Source organism: Croceitalea sp. W27 (assembly GCF_055693185.1).
In genome coordinates this window covers 3,418,996-3,441,303 of record NZ_CM146327.1, presented here as the reverse complement: position 1 = coordinate 3,441,303, position 22,308 = coordinate 3,418,996, and the positions used below count along the sequence as shown (strand labels likewise).

General features: G+C 36.0%; 23 protein-coding genes and 1 tRNA gene. 15 read left to right on the top strand and 9 right to left on the bottom strand.

Annotated elements, in window-relative coordinates; translation table 11 throughout:
* Positions 1 to 34: 34 nt before the first annotated feature.
* The 3 genes from rpmI (at position 35) to ACZ1GR_RS15580 (ending at position 1,450) form a co-directional block, all read left to right on the top strand.
* Positions 35 to 232 (top strand): 50S ribosomal protein L35, encoded by a 198-nt coding sequence (gene rpmI, locus ACZ1GR_RS15590; protein ID WP_163424012.1) that lies wholly within the window; start codon positions 35 to 37, stop codon positions 230 to 232.
* A gap of 119 nt (positions 233 to 351) precedes the next feature.
* On the top strand, positions 352 to 696 hold the full coding sequence (gene rplT / locus ACZ1GR_RS15585) for a 50S ribosomal protein L20 (protein ID WP_377764784.1): 345 nt from the start codon (positions 352 to 354) through the stop codon (positions 694 to 696).
* An 88-nt stretch (positions 697 to 784) separates the two neighbouring features.
* The gene (locus ACZ1GR_RS15580) at positions 785 to 1,450 is read left to right on the top strand and encodes an SGNH/GDSL hydrolase family protein (protein WP_472609797.1); all 666 of its coding nucleotides are present in this window, start codon (positions 785 to 787) and stop codon (positions 1,448 to 1,450) included.
* Here the strand turns inward: ACZ1GR_RS15580 and ACZ1GR_RS15575 are convergent.
* On the bottom strand, positions 1,447 to 1,869 hold the full coding sequence (locus ACZ1GR_RS15575) for a secondary thiamine-phosphate synthase enzyme YjbQ (protein WP_472609796.1): 423 nt from the start codon (positions 1,867 to 1,869) through the stop codon (positions 1,447 to 1,449). The two genes, ACZ1GR_RS15580 and ACZ1GR_RS15575, sit on opposite strands and share 4 nt — an antisense overlap.
* A gap of 71 nt (positions 1,870 to 1,940) precedes the next feature.
* Here ACZ1GR_RS15575 and ACZ1GR_RS15570 point away from each other — a divergent pair, with 71 nt between their 5' ends.
* Positions 1,941 to 2,735, top strand: coding sequence for an HAD family hydrolase (locus ACZ1GR_RS15570; protein ID WP_472609795.1), 795 nt, complete (start codon positions 1,941 to 1,943; stop codon positions 2,733 to 2,735).
* Here the strand turns inward: ACZ1GR_RS15570 and ACZ1GR_RS15565 are convergent.
* The 5 genes from ACZ1GR_RS15565 to tgt all read right to left on the bottom strand — a co-directional run bounded on the left by ACZ1GR_RS15565 (position 2,732) and on the right by tgt (position 8,953).
* Complete coding sequence (locus ACZ1GR_RS15565; RefSeq protein WP_472611826.1) at positions 2,732 to 4,012, bottom strand: asparagine synthetase B; 1,281 nt, start codon at positions 4,010 to 4,012, stop codon at positions 2,732 to 2,734. The genes ACZ1GR_RS15570 and ACZ1GR_RS15565 overlap by 4 nt on opposite strands.
* Complete coding sequence (dnaB, locus tag ACZ1GR_RS15560; RefSeq protein WP_472609794.1) at positions 3,996 to 5,540, bottom strand: replicative DNA helicase; 1,545 nt, start codon at positions 5,538 to 5,540, stop codon at positions 3,996 to 3,998. Before dnaB ends, ACZ1GR_RS15565 begins: the two co-directional genes overlap by 17 nt.
* 168 nt (positions 5,541 to 5,708) lie before the next feature.
* Complete coding sequence (locus ACZ1GR_RS15555; RefSeq protein WP_472609793.1) at positions 5,709 to 6,662, bottom strand: acetyl-CoA carboxylase carboxyltransferase subunit alpha; 954 nt, start codon at positions 6,660 to 6,662, stop codon at positions 5,709 to 5,711.
* A 78-nt stretch (positions 6,663 to 6,740) separates the two neighbouring features.
* Complete coding sequence (locus ACZ1GR_RS15550) at positions 6,741 to 7,823, bottom strand: LptF/LptG family permease (protein ID WP_472609792.1); 1,083 nt, start codon at positions 7,821 to 7,823, stop codon at positions 6,741 to 6,743.
* Positions 7,823 to 8,953 (bottom strand): tRNA guanosine(34) transglycosylase Tgt, encoded by a 1,131-nt coding sequence (tgt, locus tag ACZ1GR_RS15545; RefSeq protein WP_472609791.1) that lies wholly within the window; start codon positions 8,951 to 8,953, stop codon positions 7,823 to 7,825. Before tgt ends, ACZ1GR_RS15550 begins: the two co-directional genes overlap by 1 nt.
* 165 nt (positions 8,954 to 9,118) lie before the next feature.
* Here tgt and ACZ1GR_RS15540 point away from each other — a divergent pair, with 165 nt between their 5' ends.
* The 3 genes from ACZ1GR_RS15540 (at position 9,119) to ACZ1GR_RS15530 (ending at position 11,667) form a co-directional block, all read left to right on the top strand.
* A complete protein-coding gene (locus tag ACZ1GR_RS15540) occupies positions 9,119 to 9,964 on the top strand; it encodes a transketolase (RefSeq protein WP_472609790.1) in 846 nt (281 codons plus the stop codon).
* Positions 9,965 to 9,980: 16 nt separating this feature from the next.
* Positions 9,981 to 10,934, top strand: a complete 954-nt coding sequence (locus tag ACZ1GR_RS15535) for a transketolase family protein (RefSeq protein WP_472609789.1) — start codon at positions 9,981 to 9,983, stop codon at positions 10,932 to 10,934.
* A gap of 145 nt (positions 10,935 to 11,079) precedes the next feature.
* Positions 11,080 to 11,667, top strand: a complete 588-nt coding sequence (locus ACZ1GR_RS15530; protein WP_472609788.1) for a porin family protein — start codon at positions 11,080 to 11,082, stop codon at positions 11,665 to 11,667.
* 62 nt (positions 11,668 to 11,729) lie between these two features.
* On the opposite strand, the gene ACZ1GR_RS15525 is transcribed toward ACZ1GR_RS15530, so the two are convergent.
* Positions 11,730 to 12,716 (bottom strand): FKBP-type peptidyl-prolyl cis-trans isomerase, encoded by a 987-nt coding sequence (locus ACZ1GR_RS15525; RefSeq protein WP_472609787.1) that lies wholly within the window; start codon positions 12,714 to 12,716, stop codon positions 11,730 to 11,732.
* A 79-nt stretch (positions 12,717 to 12,795) separates the two neighbouring features.
* On the opposite strand from ACZ1GR_RS15525, the gene ACZ1GR_RS15520 reads away from it, so the two are divergent.
* Together ACZ1GR_RS15520 and ACZ1GR_RS15515 are read left to right on the top strand one after the other, a co-directional pair.
* A complete protein-coding gene (locus tag ACZ1GR_RS15520) occupies positions 12,796 to 13,167 on the top strand; it encodes an RNA-binding S4 domain-containing protein (RefSeq protein WP_472609786.1) in 372 nt (123 codons plus the stop codon).
* Positions 13,168 to 13,202: 35 nt separating this feature from the next.
* Complete coding sequence (locus ACZ1GR_RS15515) at positions 13,203 to 13,700, top strand: phosphoribosyltransferase domain-containing protein (protein ID WP_472609785.1); 498 nt, start codon at positions 13,203 to 13,205, stop codon at positions 13,698 to 13,700.
* Here ACZ1GR_RS15515 and ACZ1GR_RS15510 read toward each other — a convergent pair.
* Positions 13,692 to 14,207: a shikimate kinase gene (locus ACZ1GR_RS15510; RefSeq protein WP_472609784.1), complete on the bottom strand. Its 516-nt coding sequence runs from the start codon at positions 14,205 to 14,207 to the stop codon at positions 13,692 to 13,694. The genes ACZ1GR_RS15515 and ACZ1GR_RS15510 overlap by 9 nt on opposite strands.
* 126 nt (positions 14,208 to 14,333) lie before the next feature.
* On the opposite strand from ACZ1GR_RS15510, the gene ACZ1GR_RS15505 reads away from it, so the two are divergent.
* The 6 genes from ACZ1GR_RS15505 to ACZ1GR_RS15480 all read left to right on the top strand — a co-directional run bounded on the left by ACZ1GR_RS15505 (position 14,334) and on the right by ACZ1GR_RS15480 (position 18,942).
* Positions 14,334 to 14,406, top strand: a tRNA-Lys gene (locus ACZ1GR_RS15505).
* A 147-nt stretch (positions 14,407 to 14,553) separates the two neighbouring features.
* The gene (locus tag ACZ1GR_RS15500) at positions 14,554 to 15,018 is read left to right on the top strand and encodes a BLUF domain-containing protein (protein ID WP_472609783.1); all 465 of its coding nucleotides are present in this window, start codon (positions 14,554 to 14,556) and stop codon (positions 15,016 to 15,018) included.
* A 157-nt stretch (positions 15,019 to 15,175) separates the two neighbouring features.
* Positions 15,176 to 17,092, top strand: a complete 1,917-nt coding sequence (locus tag ACZ1GR_RS15495) for an ATP-binding protein (protein ID WP_472609782.1) — start codon at positions 15,176 to 15,178, stop codon at positions 17,090 to 17,092.
* Position 17,093: 1 nt separating this feature from the next.
* Positions 17,094 to 17,744 carry a response regulator gene (locus ACZ1GR_RS15490; protein ID WP_472609781.1) on the top strand — a complete coding sequence of 217 codons (651 nt, stop codon included), beginning with the start codon at positions 17,094 to 17,096 and terminating at the stop codon, positions 17,742 to 17,744.
* A 146-nt stretch (positions 17,745 to 17,890) separates the two neighbouring features.
* Positions 17,891 to 18,316, top strand: coding sequence for a hypothetical protein (locus tag ACZ1GR_RS15485; RefSeq protein WP_377764766.1), 426 nt, complete (start codon positions 17,891 to 17,893; stop codon positions 18,314 to 18,316).
* 17 nt (positions 18,317 to 18,333) lie between these two features.
* The gene (locus tag ACZ1GR_RS15480; protein ID WP_472609780.1) at positions 18,334 to 18,942 is read left to right on the top strand and encodes an SIMPL domain-containing protein; all 609 of its coding nucleotides are present in this window, start codon (positions 18,334 to 18,336) and stop codon (positions 18,940 to 18,942) included.
* A gap of 604 nt (positions 18,943 to 19,546) precedes the next feature.
* Here ACZ1GR_RS15480 and ACZ1GR_RS15475 read toward each other — a convergent pair.
* On the bottom strand, positions 19,547 to 22,114 hold the full coding sequence (locus ACZ1GR_RS15475) for a toxin-antitoxin system YwqK family antitoxin (protein ID WP_472609779.1): 2,568 nt from the start codon (positions 22,112 to 22,114) through the stop codon (positions 19,547 to 19,549).
* Positions 22,115 to 22,308 lie beyond the last annotated feature (194 nt).

Genomic DNA, 22,308 nt, shown 5'->3' with positions numbered 1-22,308 from the left:
CAGAATCGGCAATTAATATATTTAAAAAGGAAAAATGCCTAAAATGAAAACTAAATCCAGTGCCAAAAAGCGATTTAAGCTTACAGGAACTGGTAAAATCAAAAGAAAGCACGCTTTTAAAAGTCATATTTTGACGAAAAAGTCTAAAAAGCGTAAGCTTAAATTGACACACTCAGGTCTAGTACATGAGTCGGACGTCAATAGTATTAAAGAACAATTACGTTTAAAATAATTGTTCATTCGGTAAAATTATTAACCCTGGAGTTAGGCTACAATAAAAGATTTTTAATCTGAGTGAGTAAAAAAAGTACACGCCTTGCGTGCCGCCTACTACAAAAAAAATTAAAAGAAATGCCAAGATCAGTAAATTCAGTTGCTTCAAGAGCTAGAAGAAAAAAAGTAATGAAGCAAGCAAAAGGTTACTTCGGAAGACGTAAAAACGTTTGGACAGTAGCAAAAAATGCGGTAGAAAAAGCAATGTTATATGCTTACCGTGATAGAAAAAACAAAAAAAGAACTTTCCGTGCACTTTGGATTACGCGTATTAATGCCGGTGCAAGATTACACGGATTATCTTATTCACAATTCATGGGTAAAGTAAAGTCAAACGGAATTGAACTAAACCGCAAGGTATTGGCCGATTTGGCGATGAACCACCCAGATGCTTTTAAGGCAATCGTTGATAAGGTCAAGTAAAGAATTTATATAAACTTACCCCGCTTAAGAAATCCCACTCCCCACAGAGTGGGATTTTTTTTACTTTTTATTTTTGTAAATCAAGAAAATGATACGTGCTAAAATTTTTCTTTTTGGATTGCTTCTTAGCTTCATGGCTAGCTTTAGTCAACAAAGTACAGTTACATTTTTAGCTTTAGGAGATAGTTATACTATAGGTACCGGAGAAGATATTAATAACAATTGGCCAAATCAATTCACCCAAATACTTTTTAAGAAAGGCTATAAGATTGAATCAAAAATACTTGCTGCTGCGGGTTGGACCACAGAAAAACTACTAATGGAAATTAAACTGGAGGACCTACAACCAAACTATGACTTAGTCTCTTTACTTATCGGTGTGAACAATCAATATAGAGGTATGGATTTTGAGTCATTCAAAAAAGATTTTACTACCCTTCTAGATAAGTGTTCAGAACTGGTACAAGAAGACAACCGAAAAGTAATGGTTCTTTCCATACCTGATTGGAGTGTTACACCATTCGCAAGATTTAAAGATAAAGATAGAATTGTGACCGAACTAAAAGCCTATAATACCTATATAAAGGAAGAAACCGAAAAACGGAATATGCTTTATATTGAAATCACAAAACAGTCCCGAAATGCTGAAGTAAACCCTGCATTGCTAGCTTCGGATAGTTTACATCCATCAAAAAAGATGTATAAGCTTTGGGCAAAAAAAATTAGCAAAATGGTATTGAAAGAACTCAACTAATTTCCAAAAGCAGTGATTACTAAATTTCTTGAAGATGCGTTATTACGGTGCTCGCACAAATAGATTCCCTGCCAGATTCCCAGATTTAATTTTCCGTTCGTAATCGGCACCGCTACCGAAACTCCCATTAAGGAAGCTTTAATATGTGCTGGCATATCATCTGGGCCCTCATAATTATGTAGGTAATAGGGCATATTTTCTGGCACCATCTTATTTATATGGGTTTCAAAATCTAAACGAACCGTTGGGTCCGCATTTTCGTTTATAGTTAAACTCGCAGAAGTATGCTTTACAAATACTTGTAGTATGCCAATATTAATTTTTCTAATTTCAGGTATAGCACTTAAAACCTCATTTGAAATCAAATGGAATCCTCTAGCATAAGGATTAAGTGTTATTGCAGATTGATAAAACTTCATGAGGCTAAATTAATATAAACTTTACAGCATTACCCAGTGCATAAACTACCTTTATGTCTTAATTTTTACAAATGGATTTATCAAATATAAAAATGGTCGTTACCGATATGGACGGTACACTTTTAAATTCTAATCATGAGGTAAGCGATAGGTTTTTTGAACTCTTCAAGGAATTAAAAAAAAGAGGAATCCATTTTGTTGCTGCCAGCGGCAGACAATATCATAGTATGGTTGATAAACTAGATACCATAAAAAATGACATGTTATTCATAGCAGAAAATGGTGCTATAATCAAAAACAAAGAAGAAACACTACTTACGACACCTATAGAAAAAAAGCATATACAAAAAGTGCTTAATACCATTTCTTCTATCTCCGATGCACATCCCGTGCTTTGTAGCGAGAACAATGCCTATGTCAATGGATCTTCGGATAGATTTTTAAAACTTTTAAGTGAGTACTATACACAATTTCATGTAGTTGAAAATCAGTTGGAGGTAACCGATGAAGTTTTAAAAGTCGCCATATACCATTTTGATAGCTCTGAAGAGTTCCTCTATCCAAGCGTTAAGCATTTAGAAAATAGCTTAAAAGTAAAAGTATCCGGTGCCAATTGGGTAGATATCTCCCATCCAAATGCGCATAAGGGTTTCGCTTTAGAAAAAGTAATGATTGAATATGGTGTAAGGTCAAATGAACTCTTAGTATTTGGCGATTACAATAATGATATAGAAATGCTCGAACTTTCAGATTTTAGTGTTGCAATGGCCAATGCCCACCCTAACGTAAAAAAAGTGGCTAACTATGAAACCTCAAGCAATGATGCATATGGAGTGGAGAAAATTTTAGAAAAAATTATTTCTTAAGTCTTCTGCTTCTTTTTACGTGCAGCAGGAAACAAAACATTGTTTAAAATAAGTCGATATCCAGGAGAAGTTGGGTGCAGTTCTAATTCTGTCTTGGGGTCTCCTACTCTATGCTGATAGTCTTCGGGGTCGTGCCCTCCATAGAATGTAAAAAAACCTTTGCCTTTAATACCATGAATATAGCGCGCTTCGTTATTTAACTTTGATTCACCTAGAACCATAACCGTTGATTTGACCTCGTCTCTGGCAAAGGAGGTTGTCTGTCCCATAAACCCTTTTACCAAAGTGGTATGGTTTTGCGTTAACATCGTGGGTACTGGGTCCCATTTTGCAGAAAATTCCATTAACGAAAAATAATCTGATTCTTTGGGTATCTGCCGTTTAGCCGTCATGTCTATGGAAGAAAATTCATATCGTAAGGGGTTACGCTCCAAAACAAAATTTTGAAACGCAAAGGTTCTATCGAAATTCAATTGTGATTGATAATTAGCATCAGATGGATCACCATCAAACATTGGCTCACAGATATCTACCCCTTCTGCCGCCAAGGCAATATCAAAACTATCTGTAGCCGAACACATAGCAAACATAAAACCACCCCCAATAACATACCTTCTTATTTTTTCCGCAACAGCTCCTTTTTCTTCCGAGACTTTAGCGTAACCTAACTTAGACGCGCGCTCTTCGGATATCCGCTTATTTTCTATGTACCAAGGTGCCGCTCTATAGGCTCCATAAAACTTTCCATATTGCCCGGTAAAATCTTCATGATGTAAGTGCAACCAATCGTACAAGGCCAACTTATCCTCTAATACCTCTTCATCATATATGGTAACATAGGGTATTTCGGCATAAGTAAGTACCATAGTTACGGCGTCATCCCATGGTTGATTGTCCTTGGGCGAATAAACAGCAATTTTAGGCGCTTTTTCTAAAATTACTGCATCTTGATTTTGAGACGGACTACTAATTCCATCTAATATACTTTGTGCCTCACTATCAGCTAAAACTTCGAAAGAAACGCCTCTAATTTGACATTCTTTTCTCACCGCATCCCCATCTGGTAATAAAAAAGAGCCTCCCCGATAGTTTAACAACCACTGTACTTTTTGTTGCTTACCAAGCATCCAATACGTAATTCCGTATGCTTTTAAATGGTTTTTCTGACTCTCCGCGTCCATAGGAATTAGTATCACAGAGGCAGAACTGGAAAACGATATGAGAAAAATTAAAACTATTAATCCTTTAAACGAAATACCTTTAAAAAGGGACGTCATCATCTGGAGAATTGTCATCGTTAAAAGCGCTTCCGAAAGCTTCATCTGTACTCGGGAGATTTGGTGTTGCAAACGGATTTTCATCATTTTCGTTCATCTTTGATTGAAACTCGAAAGGAGAATCAAAGTCATCTAAGTTATCAAACTTACCTAGATTTCCGATAAACTTTAACCTAATATTCTCTAATCCGCCATTACGGTGTTTTGCCACAATCAACTCACCTTGGCCTTGTGTTGGCGTACGCTCTTCATCATCCCATTCATCAATCTTATAGTATTCTGGTCTATAAATAAACGATACAATATCTGCATCTTGCTCGATAGCTCCAGATTCCCTTAAATCTGATAACAAGGGTCTTTTACTGCCTCCGCGGGTCTCCACCGCCCTAGATAACTGCGATAATGCAATTACAGGGACATTCAATTCTTTCGCCAAGGCCTTAAGGTTCCGCGAAATTGTAGAAATCTCTTGCTCCCTATTACCACCTTTTTGAGAGCCCCCGGCGGTCATCAACTGTAAATAATCAATAATTATAATTTGAATATCATGTTGAGACTTTAATCGCCTTGCTTTCGCCCTCAAATCAAAAATAGATAGTGACGGGGTATCATCAATAAACAATGGTGCTTTTTCTAAAGCTTTTACCTTGACATTGAGCTGCTCCCATTCGTGCTTTTCTAGCTTACCGGTACGTAGTTTTTCAGATGAAAGTCCTGTTTCCGAAGAAATGAGTCTGGTGATCAATTGTACCGAAGACATTTCACAAGAGAAAAAAGCTACTCCTTGATTAAAATCTACGGCAATATTTCTTGCCATGGATAAGGTAAGTGCAGTTTTACCCATACCTGGTCTTGCGGCTACAATGATTAAATCACTTGGTTGCCAGCCCGAAGTCAGTTTATCCAACTTATCAAAACCAGTGGCAATACCACTCATTCCTTCTTTATTGGCAATTTCTTCGATACGCTTTTTTGCTTGAATTACCAGATTTTGAGCGGTCTCCGCAGAGCGCTTTAAATTGCCTTGGGTGACTTCATACAATTTTGCTTCTGCGTTATCAAGCAAATCAAAAACATCCGTCGATTCACTATAGGCATCTTCGATAACTTCGTTTGAAATTTTAATCAAACTACGCTGAATGTATTTTTGAAGTATGATACGTGCATGGAACTCAATATGCGCTGAAGAAGCTACTTTCTGCGTCAGTTTTATAAGGTAAAAATCTCCTCCAATTGCCTCTAAATGACCATCTTTCTTTAATTGCGAAGAAACGGTTAATAAATCTACCGGTTCAGAGGATTCGAACAATTTAAAAATAGCTTCGTAGATAAATCGATGTGCATCCTTATAAAAAACACTTGGATGCAAAATATCAATTACCTCATCGACACCTTTTTTATCAATCATCATAGCACCCAACACAACCTCCTCTAAATCAACTGCTTGAGGCGGAATTTTACCGCGTTCTAAACTGATGATCGTGGATTTGTCGATTTTACGACCTACTATTGGGTTTGGTTTGTCCATGAGTGCGAAAGTATGGAATTAACCTTTAGTTAACTTTGAATTTTACACCTCTGATGTTCACAGGTGTTCAACAAAAGTAGTGTTGATAACTAAAAAAAACTGTTAATAACCGTAGGAAATCAGAAAAGTATGACAGCTTACTTTTTTACAAAAACGAAAACATCAGGCTTATCCATTAAATACGCCCATATTGGCATATTTATCCATTCGAGTTTTCACCAATTCCTTTGGTGATAACTTTTTAAGCTCCTCAAAATGTGTGGCTATTTTGTTTTTGACCGTGGTAAATGTTTTATCCCTATTACTGTGGGCACCCCCAATCGGTTCTCTAACAATTTCATCTATCAGTTTCAGCTTTTTCATGTCATTAGCCGTTAACTTCAATGCTTCTGCAGCTTGTTCTTTATACTCCCAACTTCTCCAAAGTATTGAAGAGCAAGACTCAGGAGAAATCACAGAGTACCATGTATTCTCTAACATCAATACCTTATCACCTACTCCAATACCTAATGCACCACCCGAAGCGCCCTCACCAATAATGACAACAATAATGGGCACCTTGAGCCTAGTCATTTCCAAAATGTTTCGGGCAATTGCTTCTCCTTGACCACGTTCTTCGGCCTCAATACCTGGATAAGCACCTGGAGTATCAATAAAACAAACTACAGGAATATTGAACTTCTCTGCAGATTTCATTAAACGAAGTGCCTTTCTATACCCTTCGGGATTCGCCATACCAAAGTTTCGGTATTGACGTGTCTTGGTATTGTAGCCCTTTTGCTGACCAATAAACATGTAACTCTGATCTCCAATTTTACCCAAACCACCAATCATAGCCTTGTCATCTTTTACATTTCTATCACCGTGTAATTCGAGAAAGGTATCTCCACAAATGGCGTTAATATAGTCTAGGGTATACGGTCTGTTAGGGTGTCTGGATAGTTGAACCCTTTGCCAAGCCGTCAAATTCTTGTAGATATCTTTTCGGGTTTCCGCTAATTTTTTTTCAATTTGCTGACAGGTTTCTGTAACGTCTACCTCGCTTTCTTCCCCAATAATCATGCATTTTTGAAGTTGCTCTTCAAGTTCTTTAATGGGAAGTTCAAATTCCAAATACTCCATAAAAAATTAGTTGTTGTTGGTATAATTTACAAATATAAAGCTTTCAATAAAATTTGTAACAAATAGCATTGTTAAGCATTATCTTTTTGCTTTCTGTAAAAGATAGAGCCCTACAATACCAAAAATCAAATTTGGTAATACTACCGCCAAAAGCGGCGAAAAACCTGATTGTTCTGCTAAGGTTCCAAAGACTTTATCGAAAAATATGTAAATAAAAGCTACACCAATACCAAAAGCAAGGTTCACACCCATGCCGCCTCTGCGTTTTACTGAAGAAACGGCCACAGCTATAATCGTAAGTACAAAGGCTGCAACTGGTAATGCCCATCTTTTGTATTTGACCAGTACATATGAATTTATATTTGATGCGCCTTTTTTTCGCTGTTCTTCAATAAAATCATTCAACTCAAAGAGGTTTTTGGTATCCGCTACATAGGATACCGGTGTTAGGTCGTCTATTTGAAAGCTGAAGATGGTATCTAAACGTCTTTTGGTTTCAATCAATTCTTTACCATCTCTGACCTTTCGCTTTCGATAGTTGGTTAATCGATACAAGCTATCTTTTTCTACCCATCTGATATTTGCCGCAGAAATTTTATAATCTAAAACCTCATTTTTGTCAAAGTGTTCGTAGGTGAAATTATACCCTATTTGTCTATCTGGGTCAAAACTGCTTACATAAATAAGGTCTTGGTCGTTAAGCTGGTTAAAGATATTCGTAGTTTGTTGTACCTGCCTGCCCTTTTTAAAGTATTTATATTCGAACTCATTATATCCAATACTCGCATTAGGCACTATGAACATTCCCATAAAAAAGATGAGAATTGCCACCAAACTAGCGCCAATCATATAGGATCTTAAAAAACGCCAATACGAAACCCCAGAGCTTAAAATAGCTACAATTTCGGTGTTACTGGCTAATTTTGATGTAAAAAAGATAATAGATAGAAAAAGAAAGATGGGTAAAAGAAGATTGCCGATAACTAACGTAAAATTACCGTAGAACATAATAACTTCGCTTAACGGAGCTTCATTATCTATAATTTTACCTATTTTCTCTGCGAGATTGGCCATAATTCCAATAGGCACAAATAGTAATAGCATTCCTAAAAAGGTAATTAGGTAGCGTTTTAATATGTACTTATCAAGAATGGTAAGCATTATAGTCTTTTATCCATTTGTTTTACCATCATTGTTTTCCATTCATAGAATTGCCCAGCAACTATTTTCTCTCTAGCCGTGCGAACAAGCCAAAGGTAAAAACCTAAATTGTGAATCGTTGCAATTTGTTTTCCCAAATATTCATTTGCAGCAAAAAGATGTCTTAAATAAGCTTTTGAATACTCCGTATCTACAAAAGTGATTCCCATTTCATCTATAGGCGAAAAATCGTTCTCCCATTTTTTGTTCTTGATATTGATGGTACCATGAGCTGTAAAGAGCATGCCATTTCTTGCATTTCGGGTAGGCATTACACAATCGAACATATCTACACCTAAAGCTATATTCTCTAAAATATTTAATGGCGTACCAACTCCCATTAAATATCTTGGTTTATCCTCAGGTAGAATATCGCATACAATCTCTGACATTTCATACATTTCATCGGCAGGTTCACCAACCGATAAACCTCCAATAGCATTACCCTCTGCCCCAACAGATGCAATATATTCTGCAGATTGTTTTCTTAAATCTTTATAGGTAGAGCCCTGAACAATAGGAAAAAAAGACTGTGAATGTCCGTATTTAAAAGGCACTTTGTCTAAGTGGGCAATACATCTATCTAACCAACGGTGCGTCATATGCATAGAGCGCTTGGCATAATTGTAATCGCAAGGGTATGGAGTACATTCATCAAAGGCCATAATAATGTCGGCACCAATTGTCCTTTGCACTTCCATCACACTTTCTGGAGAAAAAAAATGGCTAGAACCATCTATATGCGACTTGAATTTAACCCCTTCCTCTTTAATTTTTCGATTTCCAGAGAGAGAATAAACTTGATAGCCTCCGCTGTCTGTTAAAATATTTCTATCCCAACCCATGAATTTATGCAATCCGCCAGCTTGTTCTAGAATTTCCATTCCTGGTCTTAAATACAAGTGGTATGTATTTCCTAAAATAACATCAGGGTTTATCTCTTCCCGTAGTTCTCTCTGATGAACGCCTTTTACCGAAGCTACTGTGCCAACGGGCATAAAAATTGGGGTTTCTATCTTACCTCTATCCGTAAGCAACTCCCCCGCTCTAGCCTTACTCCCCGAATCTTTATGTAATAATTTAAACTGCAAAAGCAAATTTTAATTGACAAATATAGGCATCTGACCTAGAGTAAATACTTAACAAAAAAATAAAGTTCACAGCTTGTTAAAAGCTTTGTTAAAAGAATCGGAGTATGCCCTTGTATTACAGCATATATGACCTTACTTTTGAAAGTATATTTAAACAATTGACCAATGGCAAATTTGGAAGAACTGCAAGACCTTGTGGTTCAAGTTAGAAGAGATATTTTGAGAATGGTGCATAAAGTAAACTCCGGACATCCGGGAGGTTCACTCGGTTGTACCGAATTTTTTGTTGCCCTATACAATGAGGTAATGGAGTTAAAAGATGGTTTTGATATGGATGGAAAAGACGAAGACCTGTTCTTTCTTTCCAACGGACATATCTCACCGGTATATTACAGTGTGTTGGCCAGAAGAGGATATTTTTCTGTTGATGAATTAAATACGTTTAGGCTCATTAATTCTCGTTTACAAGGGCATCCTACAACACATGAGGGCTTACCTGGCGTAAGAATAGCTTCTGGTTCATTAGGTCAAGGTATGTCCGTAGCAATAGGTGCGGCACAGGCCAAAAAATTAAATGGTGATAACAAACTTATTTACAGCCTTCATGGCGATGGTGAACTTCAGGAAGGTCAGAACTGGGAAGCCATCATGTACGCCGCGGGCAATAAAGTAGATAATTACATTGCTACAATCGATTTAAACGGTCAACAGATAGATGGGTCGACCGATGATGTTTTGCCGCTAGGTAACGTAGCTGAAAAGTTTCGTGTCTTTGGATGGGATGTTGTGGAAGTTGAAAATGGAAACGACCTTGAACAGATAATAGCAGGTCTAAACGAAGCCAAAAGCAGAACTGGAAAAGGAAAGCCAGTTTGTATCGTTATGACCACCATGATGGGCAATGGTGTAGATTTTATGATTCATACCCATGCATGGCATGGAAAAGCCCCTAATGATGAACAGTTAGCAACTGCATTGGCACAAAATCCTGAAACCCTAGGGGACTATTAATTTTTTAAGCAACAAGATGACAAAATATACAGATCAAGGAAAAAAAGATACGAGAAGTGGTTATGGTGAAGGAATGACAGAATTAGGCAGAACCAACCCTAATGTTGTTGCATTATGTGCAGATTTAGTAGGCTCTTTAAAGATTCAAACCTTTATTGATGAAAATCCGGAGCGCTTTTTTCAGGTTGGTATCGCCGAGGCTAATATGATGGGCATTGCCGCTGGCTTAACTATTGGTGGCAAAATACCTTTCACCGGTACTTTTGCCAACTTTTCAACCGGTCGTGTTTATGACCAAATTCGACAATCTATAGCATACTCAGATAAAAACGTAAAAATCTGTGCCTCTCATGCAGGCATAACTTTAGGTGAAGATGGGGCTACGCATCAGATTCTAGAGGATATTGGCTTGATGAAGATGTTACCTGGTATGACCGTGATAAATCCATGTGATTTCAATCAAACCAAGGCTGCTACTTTAGCCATTGCTGAACTTCATGGCCCTGTTTACCTACGCTTTGGGAGACCGAAGGTGGCCAACTTTACGCCCGTGGACCAAAAATTTGAAATTGGTAAGGCATTACATCTTACCGAAGGAACAGATGTTACCATTATCGCCACCGGTCATCTGGTATGGGAATCTTTAATTGCGGCGGAAGCTTTAGAGAATCAAGGTATATCTGCAGAGGTTATAAACATACATACCATAAAGCCATTGGATGAGGAAGCAATCATTAAGTCTGTGAAAAAGACGGGCTGTGTGGTGTCTGCCGAAGAACATAATTATTTAGGCGGACTAGGAGAAAGTATTGCAAGAACCCTTGCCTCACACCACCCTACCCCACAAGAGTTTATCGCCACTCAAGATACTTTTGGCGAAAGCGGAACCCCAGAACAATTAATGGAGAAATATGGCCTAAACAATAAAGCCATTGAGGCCGCCGTTTTAAAAGTGATGAAAAGAAAATAGTTTACCCTCTTAGTAATCCTAAAAATTTTTTGATTATTGAAAAAATCAAGAACAATAGATGAAACACTGGGCAAATTAAATCTCGATTATTGAGTTTGGTATCGTCTTTGATACCTCTTTTCGCATAATTAAAAAACGGAACAAAATGAAAAAAACACTTATGATTGTGGCAGTTGCTCTTTTTAGTGCAAGTGCCTTCGCACAAAGCGGTTCAGGATTTGGTATCAAAGCTGGACTCAATTACAACGGTAACGGTGATTATTTTAAGTCAGCTGAGCAGGCTTTTGAAAACCCTGATCGAAACGCCGGATACCATGTCGGTTTTTACGGTAAACTTGGTAACCGAATCTACTTAAGACCAGAACTGGTCTATACAAGCACCAAATCTGGTTATGATGAGGGTGATTTAAAAATTCAGAAACTAGATGTACCTGTATTATTAGGTGCTAAGGTAATCGGCCCTCTTCATGTTTTTGCAGGACCTTCTTTCCAGTATATACTAAACACAAAATTCGACGGTATTACTATTGATGATATTGAGAATGATTTTTCAGTAGGCCTTAATATCGGTGCCGGGGTAAACCTTGGTAAGTTTGGAATTGATTTACGTTACGAACGTGGCTTTAGTGAAAACGAAATTAATTTTATTAACACCAACATCACTGAATTAGGAGCCGATAGAGTAGATACGCGACCAGATCAACTTATTCTAAGTTTTTCCCTGAAGATATAAATATAACTTCATGTTGTTTAAATAAAAAAGCCTCGATTATTTATCGAGGCTTTTTTATTTTATTAATTATCACCTGAAGTTCGTTGCACATCAGGATTCAAATAATCTGGCACTCCTCCAGTGCTAGGATATGGAAAAATAATATTTCCATCGGCATCCGATATTTCTTCTCTAGTTGGCACCCCATCGTCATCGTCGTCGGCATCTAAAAAGTTTACAGACAAAGGAAATCCAGCTGATTGTTCTGAATCTTCATCGGTGTTATCATCATATAAAAAGCCGTTTCCATTTAAATCTTCTTGAATTGAGGGAATACCATCTCTATCATGATCACTTTGGTTTATTGTAAAAAGATCTATCTCAAATATTAACGGCGCGTATTGGGGAATACCTCCTGTAGCATTACTGAAACCACCTAAGCCAGAAGGGAAAATCATCATTCCAATACCATAGTCTTCTACTGTAAAGGTTCCATCTGGATTTTCAATAACGTTATCTCCTTTAGTAAAATTAACCATGGCCTCTGCAAAACCTCTAAAACCCTGCAGCGGAGCCTGTATTCTAGCCAAATCAAACCAAATCGGATTAGTTGTTGAACCGTCAAAAGAAGTGCCATTTAAGAGTTTACCTTCATATCTGACAAAAACGGAATCTGCAACCGTAGGGCTAACCCCACTCTCGGTAGTATCGACTCGTACATTTAAATAATAGTATTGGTGCGGAATATCTTCTTCTCCATCACTTAATGCAAACTCAGACGCCGACACATTAATTATAGCAGAATCTACTTGTTGAATCAATGGAATCTTATCAGAATTATCACCTGCTATTGTATCCAATTCAATTTTAAAATCAAAACTTGCCGGAGGATTTAGAAACTCTTCATAATTGTAAAAATGTGTTTTGAGAAAAGCTATAATCTCTACCCTGTTTTCTGGCTCAACCTCACTCAATAAACGTGGTGGAACTTGTGTGAAGTTGTCTTCGTCATCATTCCCACAGGATATAAACAAAAGTGCAATACCTAGAAGACTTAAAATTCTTTTCATTTTCATTTTTTTATTGAAGGCGCAAGATACAATTTTCAGCTATTTTTGTTCTTTACCTTAACAAAGATTAGCATTATCTATGCGTATTGATAAGTATTTATGGAGCGTGCGTTATTTTAAAACTAGAAACATAGCCACCACGGCCTGTAAAAAAGGGCACGTCAGGGTCAACGATCAAGTTATAAAACCCTCAAGAGAGGTGTATCCCTTTGATAAAATCATAGTGCGCAAAAATCAAATCGATTACCGTTTAAAGGTATTGGATATACCTGAAAGCAGGGTCGGGGCCAAGTTAGTGGACATGTACAGAAAAGACACCACACCGAAAGAGGCATTTAAGCACAATGAATTATTAAAATTTTCTAAGGATTACTACAGAAAAAAGGGTGCTGGTCGCCCAACAAAAAAAGATAGAAGAAACATCGAAGACTATTTAGACGAATCGGAATAAGTCTATTCTTTATCTTTGAAGAGAAACTTGGTATCATGGTCAACAAAATTCTTACCCACAAACAGATTCAACATAAAATTAAACGAATTGCCTACCAAATATATGAGGCAAATGTAGATGAAACGGAACTGATTATTGCTGGTATCGATGGTGGTGGTCTCAGTTTTGCAAAGAAGATAAAATCAGTACTTGAAAAGATTACCCAAGCGGATATCGTGCTCTGTAAAGTTTCTATGGACAAGAAAAATCCTTTAGAGAGTGGGGTTACTACTTCACTGAATGAAAGCGAATATCAAAACAAATCGATAGTACTTATAGATGATGTTTTAAACTCAGGAACAACCCTGATTTATGGAGTACATCATTTTTTAAAGACTCCTTTGAAACAGTTGAAAACAGCAGTTCTAGTGAATAGAAATCATAAAAAATACCCGGTAAAAGCTGATTATAAAGGTATTTCACTATCCACTTCACTAAACGAGCATATTAAAGTAGAGTTTAAGGCCAAAAATGATTTGGTCTATTTAGCCTAGTACTTCTTTAATTTCTTCTACTACCTCATTCACTGTTTTAGCATCACAGGTAACAATACTATCCGCCTTTTGGTAGTGCATACTTCTTTCAAAAAGGTGCTTGCCTACAAATTCAGGTAAATCATCGTTCGCGATACCAGCAACCAATGGTCTTGTTTCCTTTTCTTTACTGATTCTATTAAGTAATGATGGTATTGACAACTTTAAATAAACGGAAGTTGAGGCATTCTCAGTAATAATTTTCATGTTATTTCCGTAACAGGGTGTACCTCCTCCGGTAGCAAGGACAAAACTTTTATTACTATGAAGCAACTTTTCCAAAACAAGTGCTTCGGTTTTTCTAAAGAAGAGTTCTCCCTTAGTTCTAAATAGTTCTGTAATTGAAAGTCCTGCCTCTTCAGCTATTGCTTTATCTAAATCAACGAAGTCAATTCTTAAAGTATTCGCCAATTCTTTACCTATTGTCGATTTTCCACTGGCCATATAACCCACTAAAACTACCTTCATTTTTACTATTTGAACACTTATTAAAAAAAAAGACAAATTTATTATTAATTCAGGTTGAAAAATGAAATTATTGATATTATATTTGCAGCCGCTTTAGGGCAATAGTCAAAACATAAAAAGCGAAATGACCTGATAGCTCAGTTGGTAGAGCATCTCCCTTTTAAGGAGAGGGTCCTGGGTTCGAGCCCCAGTCAGGTCACATAACCTTCAATTAGTTAAACTAGTTGGAGGTTTTTTTGTGGACTTCAATTTAGAATTGCAACAGTTAATCTTTAAAAATAATCCATTCTAAGAATTTTCCAATTATAATACTTTTCTTACATTTGTAATGTACAAGAAATAATTTATGTTTTACCAACTTACCTACCGCTCAGAGGCTATGAGCGATATATCTTTAGAAGATATTAGAGAATTAGTCGATACCTCAAGGAAAAATAATCAACAAAAAAATATAACCGGGTGTCTTGTGTATCGAAGCGGTTACTTTGTACAACTTATTGAAGGTAATAAAACGGATGTCAAAGAGTTATTCCATAATATCGAGGACGACATTAGGCATGAAAATGTAGAGGTATTAAACGAAAGCCACTGTCAAGAACGGATTTTTCCAGAATGGACCATGGGTTTCACGAACCTTAGTCAAGAGCAAAATGTTGAAAAAAGCAAGTTTAATATCGAAGTACTGAATACTTTAACGAACGCTAATACTTCAAAAGTTTTCACCACAAAGGTATTTTGGTATAATGTCAAACAGTTACTTGAAAATACTGGGTTTTATATCGAAAAAGTTCAAGATAACTCCTTTAGGTAGCCATTTTTACTAGGTGAATAACGTATTGTTTCAACCCCTATTTATTCGATTACAACATTTTTCTTTTTAGAAAGCTATCTTAAGTATGGCTCTCACGGAAAACAGGGAGTACTTCCATATTTAAATATATTACTTTTATTCCCTTATTTTGTATAATTTGATAATCATCCAAGGAAATAGAAGTATCGTTTACGCCATCGCTGCAACCATACTATTTAATTTTATTACAAACGCTCAAGAAAGTGTTCGCTTTCAGGCCTACGGGCATACCCCTGACGTAATAAGTGATACGCTCTACAAAGCTTTGATGAATACCTCAGAAACTAATGAGAGAGCAAATCTTTTCTATCATATCGGAAATGAACATCAAAAACATGGCAACGGAGATTCAACAATATATTATGGAAATCTTATTAACAGCCTGGTCTCATTAAAAAGCAAAGAATTAAAAAATATTCAACTCAATAAAGCTCGGGGACACTTGTTATTGGGCAAAGGCAATTATCTAAATGGCCTTCTTGATGAAGCACTAAAAGCATATATCGAAGGTGCGTCACAAACAAATTTCTCAGAATATGCAAAAGAGCACATAAATCTAAAAATGGGACTTGCGGAAACCTATGTGCAAAAAGGTTCTTATAAAGAAGCCAAGGTTATCTTTTCCGAACTACTACAAAACAGCACTGATAATACCATTAGAGCTAGGTCTAATTTCTATTTGGGTACGATAGCCCTTCAAAGAGAAGATATTGACTTGGCCAAAAAGTATTTTGAGTCAACCAAAACCATTCTGTCGGATATGGATTCCCCTCGATTAAAACTTTGGGTAAATCTAAGTTTTGGCAGATTGGCGGCCATGGAAAATAAGAACGACCATGCCTTTACCTTTTTCGAAAATACCATGGCCGCTGCTCTAGACCAAAAGTATTTTGATATTTATACCGAAGCAGTGCTTGACTATGGTAAGGTATGTACTAAATTAGAACAGTTTCAAATGGCAGAAATGGCCCTCTCGATGGCCTACGCCAATGCCATGCAATGGAATCGACTTGAGCTTCAAAAAAAGATAATCAATAGTCTACGTATAACCTATCAGAAAAAAGGGGACTTTGAGAATGCCTATAATTTGATGACGCAATACCTAAGGGTATCCAATCAAATTTTAGAACAGCAGAATAGTAAGGCTATAAAAGAAATAGAAATAAAGTATCAAACCCTTCAGAAAGAAAATCAGATCTACGAACTCAAAGAAGAACAATTGGCCAAGCAAAGCGAAATTGAACGTCAAAAAACCATTAAAAAGGCTTTTTTATATGGATTCTTGGTACTATTAGTGCCTATAATAGCGCTTCTTTTTGTCTATTATCAAAAATTGCAGACCCAAAGCCAACTGAACCAGCAACAAGAAGAGTTAAACTCCCAAAAAATCGCTTCACTTTTAAGTTCTCAAGAATTGGAACTTGCCCGTGCTTCTTTAGATGCACAGCAAGAGGAGCGCTACAGAATAGCGAAACAACTTCATGATAGTATAGGTGGTAATTTAGCCGGTATTAAACTACAATTGGCCAATTTGAAAGAAGATGCCAAATTTCAAAAAGAAGTTATGGCCCAAGTGAACGATACTTACGAACTGGTGCGGGATATCTCTCATGATTTGGTGCCAAAAAAATTTAATCAAAATGCATTTATTTCCTTATTGGAAAACTATATAAATCAGCTCAAAAAAAATTCTAAGGTTGAAATTGCCTTTTCCGCTCATCCTGAAGAAGCCATCAACAATTTAGAGCCGAAGCTAAAGGTTGAATTATATCAGATCATACAAGAGCTGTTTACCAATACCATTAAACATGCAGAGGCGAACAGTGTTGAAGCTCACCTTAACATTCACGACGGATTGTTTCAATTGATTTTTGAAGATGATGGCAAAGGTTTTGAGGTGGAAAATTTAAGAAAAGGAATAGGACTAAAAAATATTGAAAATAGATTACATAACTTGAATGCTAAGTTAATGTTAGATAGTACACCAAATCGAGGAACCGTAGTGACTATAGAAATACCTTTAAAAGATTCATAAAGTGAAAAAGTACAGATTAATTATTGCAGACGATCACAAAATGTTTTTAGATGGTCTTTTAAGTATACTCAGCGCTAAAAAAGAATACGATATTATTTTAACGGCCAATAGTGGGAAAAATGTCGCTAAATATTTAGATATCAATAATGCTGAAGAACCTATAGATCTTGTTATAACCGACGTGAATATGCCAGATTTAAATGGTATAGAGCTCAACAAGCATATCAAAGTAAAGCACCCCAAAACAAAAACTTTAGTAGTAAGCATGTTGCATGATGCAATGACAGTACAAACGCTTACCAAGGATAATGTAGATGGCTATGTACCCAAAAATGCAGAAAAAGACGAATTACTTGAGGCCATTGAAAGTATCTTAAAAGGTGATAAATATTTCTCTCAAAGTATTAAGGATGTGTATCTAAAAGGAATGTTCTCTAACGAGCAATCACTTATCGAATCACTATCGAAAAGAGAAAAAGAGGTGCTAAAACTAATTGCGGAAGAATATACCACGCAAGAAATAGCCGATAAGCTATTCTTGAGTAAACATACTATTGAAAGTTATCGGAAAAATCTTATTTCTAAACTTGATGTTAGAAACCTTGCCGGATTGACTAAATATGCCATAAAACTTGGATTGCTAGAAGAATAACTTTAAGCAAATAAGAACATCCATTCTAGTCATTTTGTTCTTACCCCCCCTGTTTTCAGGGATGTCATTTCTACTACAACTAGGGCTGTTTTAAGGTCGTTATGTGTGCAAATTTGCTTCATAAACAATTTAAAACCTTTAGTATTATGATTTATGGAATCACCCTTGTACTTCTGAGCATTATAGCAGTGCCTTCATTAGTATTGTCTAAAAAACCCAACGCCAAAGAATTATTAGAGAAAATTGAACCTTATCAAGGATGGATAGGTTTAGTATTCTGTTTTTGGGGTGTTTGGGGTATTGTAACGAGCATCTTGAATATTGGATGGTTAACATCTGCCCCAATTTGGTGGATTACCCTATTAGCGGGCAGTATAGTTGAAGCTACGCTTGGTTTTATGCTTGGTTTTGGTTTAATGAACAAACTTTTCTTAGGAAAGAATGAAAAAGCCAAAGAGAAAGCAGCCGAAATTAGAAGCAAAATTGCACCGAAACAAGGAAAGCTTGGCATTTTGGGCATAATAGTAGGTGTATGGATGATTGTAGCATCATTCTTATTCACTATTGCCTAATTCTAATAAAGAAAAAGATGAAGAAAATAGGACTGTTTATTGTGCTTTTGTGCTCATTTTGGGGCACTGCACAGCTGCAAAGCGCTGAAAAAAATACAGTTTCCGTTTCGGGTAGAACACCAGTTGAAAGAACTACTGCCCTGTATAGGGCAAGAGTATCGCTAAATATGGAACAGTTGTATTACTCAGACCCAACATGTAAAAGTCTAGATGACTTAAAGGACAAGTATTTTAAAGAGCTTAAAATTCATGGTTTGGATTCCAATGAGTTTACCGAGAAGCAAATGGATTTTCTAGCCTACGGCTATCAAAGAGACGGCACGATACTAGAATTAGAGACCGACTCGGAAGAGAAAATCAAAAGTTTGGCAAAAGTTAAAATGACCGGGGTTTCTGTGCAATATCAATTGAAAGGAGTAATTACCAAAGAGAAAAAAGAAGCTCTTTTAGAAACCGCCTTAGAAAATGCCAAACAAAATGCTGCTCGTGTATGTAAAGTAGTCGGCAAAAAATTAGGCGATATCGTTTCCATCTCAGACACCAACACCCAGATGGAATTATGGAATAGCTACGGTAATACCTATCAAGAATATATTACGATTTATGTAACCTATAAAATGGAATAAATATTTGGTTAGTTGGTTGGGTAACCGGTCTATAAGCATAGCTTTGGGCCGGTTTTTTTGTTTTTTAAAGTTAAGATGGGAGAAATAAACCAACGGGAATTATTTGCCTAAACAAGCCTTATTATCTATTGCCTTTAAAAACATATGGCTTGGGGCAAAGAGTAAGTCTTTTGAAAAACACTACAATTGCGGCGAAAACAACAATCAATATCTCTTCTAAGAAATAAGAGACTATGGGGACAGATAGCGCCTATTCAATAAGACTTCATTTTAAATAACAAAAGCATTGCCAATTGGAATTCAGTAAGAGGTAAAGACATTGTGATTTTTACAATAATAAAAATCATCTGTTTTTTAAATCGAGAGCGTAGAATGGCTATTCAAAAAAGAATGAAAATTACTTTAAATATTTAATGACCTGGTTATTTCTGGTGCATATTATAATTTTCAATTCGCAATTAAACACTTAATAATTAAAATTAAATCCCTGTTTGCTAAACATCATGGTAAGGTTGAATAAAAATCCATGAAAGAAACTAATCAACATAAAAAAACGCCATCTGCAATAGATGGCGTTTTAGGCTTTTAAAACAAGTCAATATTTTTAATATAAATTCTGATAATTGATATAAGTAAGACCTAGATTAAGTTTCTCAATATGTGATTGAATACCGACTTGAGGGATTTCTTTTGCCTTAAAGACTTCATCACCTGATTTTGAAATAAAGCCAACTTCATACAAGGCATCCGTTTTTTTACAGACAATCTTTTCTAGATCTTTTTGATCATACGAATTTGGCAACACCCAAATTTCTCCACTTTTAAATTTTCCATCAACAAAATTTGCGGTATGCATTGCTTTTCCATTAGCGTCAAATCGGGTTACCTCTCCGTTTAATACACTTCTCTTTGTGGTAAAATCATACTTCTTCACTTGGGTTGAAGGGTAATAAACCGTTACGCGCTCTTCATCATCACCGCCATAAACAGTATAAATATCACCCGTCTTATTCTCTTGAAGTTTACTAACTAACTTCCCCTTTGCATAAACCTCGGTAATAGCACCACCATAATTCCTAATAACTTGTTTTCCATCATAAGGCAAATCATTCTTAAAATTCATTGTAGAAGCAATCGTGCCATCTGCATTGAAATATGTTGCTTCACCTTCTCTTTTATCTTTGCTGTAATTGATAAAATGGGTAAGGATACCGGAAAAATTATAAAAAGTGAATTTTCCTTCTTTTAAACCTGCTGTGTAATTTCCAGACTCTATTACATGGGTTCCATAATCGAACTTTTCGTACTTTCCATTGCGTTTTCCGTTCTGATAGGTAACCCTTGTTCTTGTTTGATAATCATAAAAAGTACCTTCAAAAGGTTCTCCATTTTTATAGGTCAGTTTTGATAACAAACTTCCGTCCCTTGCATAAATAAGAGCCTCTTTTGTAACGTCTATATCCTCTAAAAGTAGATATCTTTTGTCTTGACTTCCTCTTATATATTCATCTTCATAACGAAGTAGACGCACCAATTTGCCATCGTTCCATTTCGCTATTTTTTGCACTTGGTCAGAATGATAGAAAAATTCATACAGTTTTCCATCTTTGCTCTCATAGTCGTAGCTACCTAACAGCGCCCCATCTTTATCATAATACTTGCCAAATTTTTCAGTATATCTATTATAATCGATTTCTGACTGCTTTTGACCATTTGCATAATATTTGATTTTCTTTATATAACTGTATCCATCAGTATCAAAAAAAGTCTCTTCTCGATAACCAAGATCACTTTCTCTTGCATAACTGATGTAGGCTTCTTTTACCTTCTTATCGTTCTTATATGTAATTTCAGAGGTAATTCTATCTAAATAATCTATTGTAAGCTGTGTGCCTTCTTCTAATGCATAATAGTTATCTTTTTTTAGCCTCATTACGGCAATCTGGTTTCCTTCTTTATCATAAAAAGTTTCTAACAGTCCCTTTCTGTATTTGAAGACTTTATCAATATTTCGATATTTTATGGTCTCCTCTACTACCTTACCATCTTCATATTTTCTTATTCCATAGCCCTTTGTATACTCCGTACCATTGAAAGGCACATAGTTTTTATACAAAAGAGAATCTTTAGGCGCTCCTTTTTTGTCGTAATATATAATTTTATCAGTGGCATTTTTATCGTTGTAAAGGGTATATGAGAAAAGCTTGTTCTCCTCAAAAACTTTCGTCCATCTCAAGCTACCGTTTGTGTAATTGTAAATACTGGTAATCTCTATGATTTCGTTGTTCTCTTTATTGGTCTTGTAATAATATTTTTTTCCGTTGTAGGGCGATAACCTTCCGTCTTTAACTTCATAAATGATGCTATCAAGTTTTTTACCGTTTTTTGAGAAATAAACCGATTTGTATTCTGGCTCTAAATAGAATTTTTCTCTAACCTGGCCCTTTCGATCGTAAAATGTAGTTCCTAAAAATTTACTGTTTTTGTAATAGCTAATGGTATTTATGCTATCGGTAACTGAGTAAAAATAAACCTCTCCTCCCTCTACAGGGCTTCCGTTATCATAGCTTACCTCGGTAATTAAGTCTCCGTTTTTATCAAAATGTTTTGCATACACTGCGCTATAATAGTTTGCATCTTTTACCGAAAAACGCTCGGTTCGTCTACCTTTTAGTCCATTTGAGTACGTGATTTCAATTAAAGTATCCTTTTTTAGCTCTTTGTAATACTTGCCTGAAGAAAAATCAACATTTTGCTTACCGGACAAAAAACGTCCATTCTTATAAACGGCCTTTAACTTTTTATCGCCTAAAAAAGTGATAAACTCTCCTTCCAATTTATTGTCCACATAATTTCCTTGTTGATATATGGTACCGTCCTCATTATACCAAGTCACCTTACCCTGCCAAACATCAACATTAGGGCGTTTTGAGGTACCGACCATTTGCTTATTACCACTTATATAAAAGTCTTGCATGAGAAAAAGACCGTTCTTTTCTTCTACGGGAATTCGATAAAATTTGGCATCTTGTTTCTCCGCTACTTTCCAGTTATCTGCGTACCATATCGTATCGTTCTGAGCCGTCACTTGCGTAGAAACCAAAATCAATAAAATTCCTAATTGACCTATAATTTGCTTTGATATTATTCTTGTTAATCTTGAAGTATTCATCTTAAAATTTTAAATAACGAAACAAAAATACCACTTGCAATAAGATTAGATTACCCTGTTTACCGTGTAATTTTAAATCCATAACTTTTTCAAAAACAGTAAACGAATCTTAGATGAAAAAGTTTAAATCCGCTTATGCGGATAAAATGTTCTTTCTAATATTTTGATTTTAACTATTTTTGCAGCCTATAAAA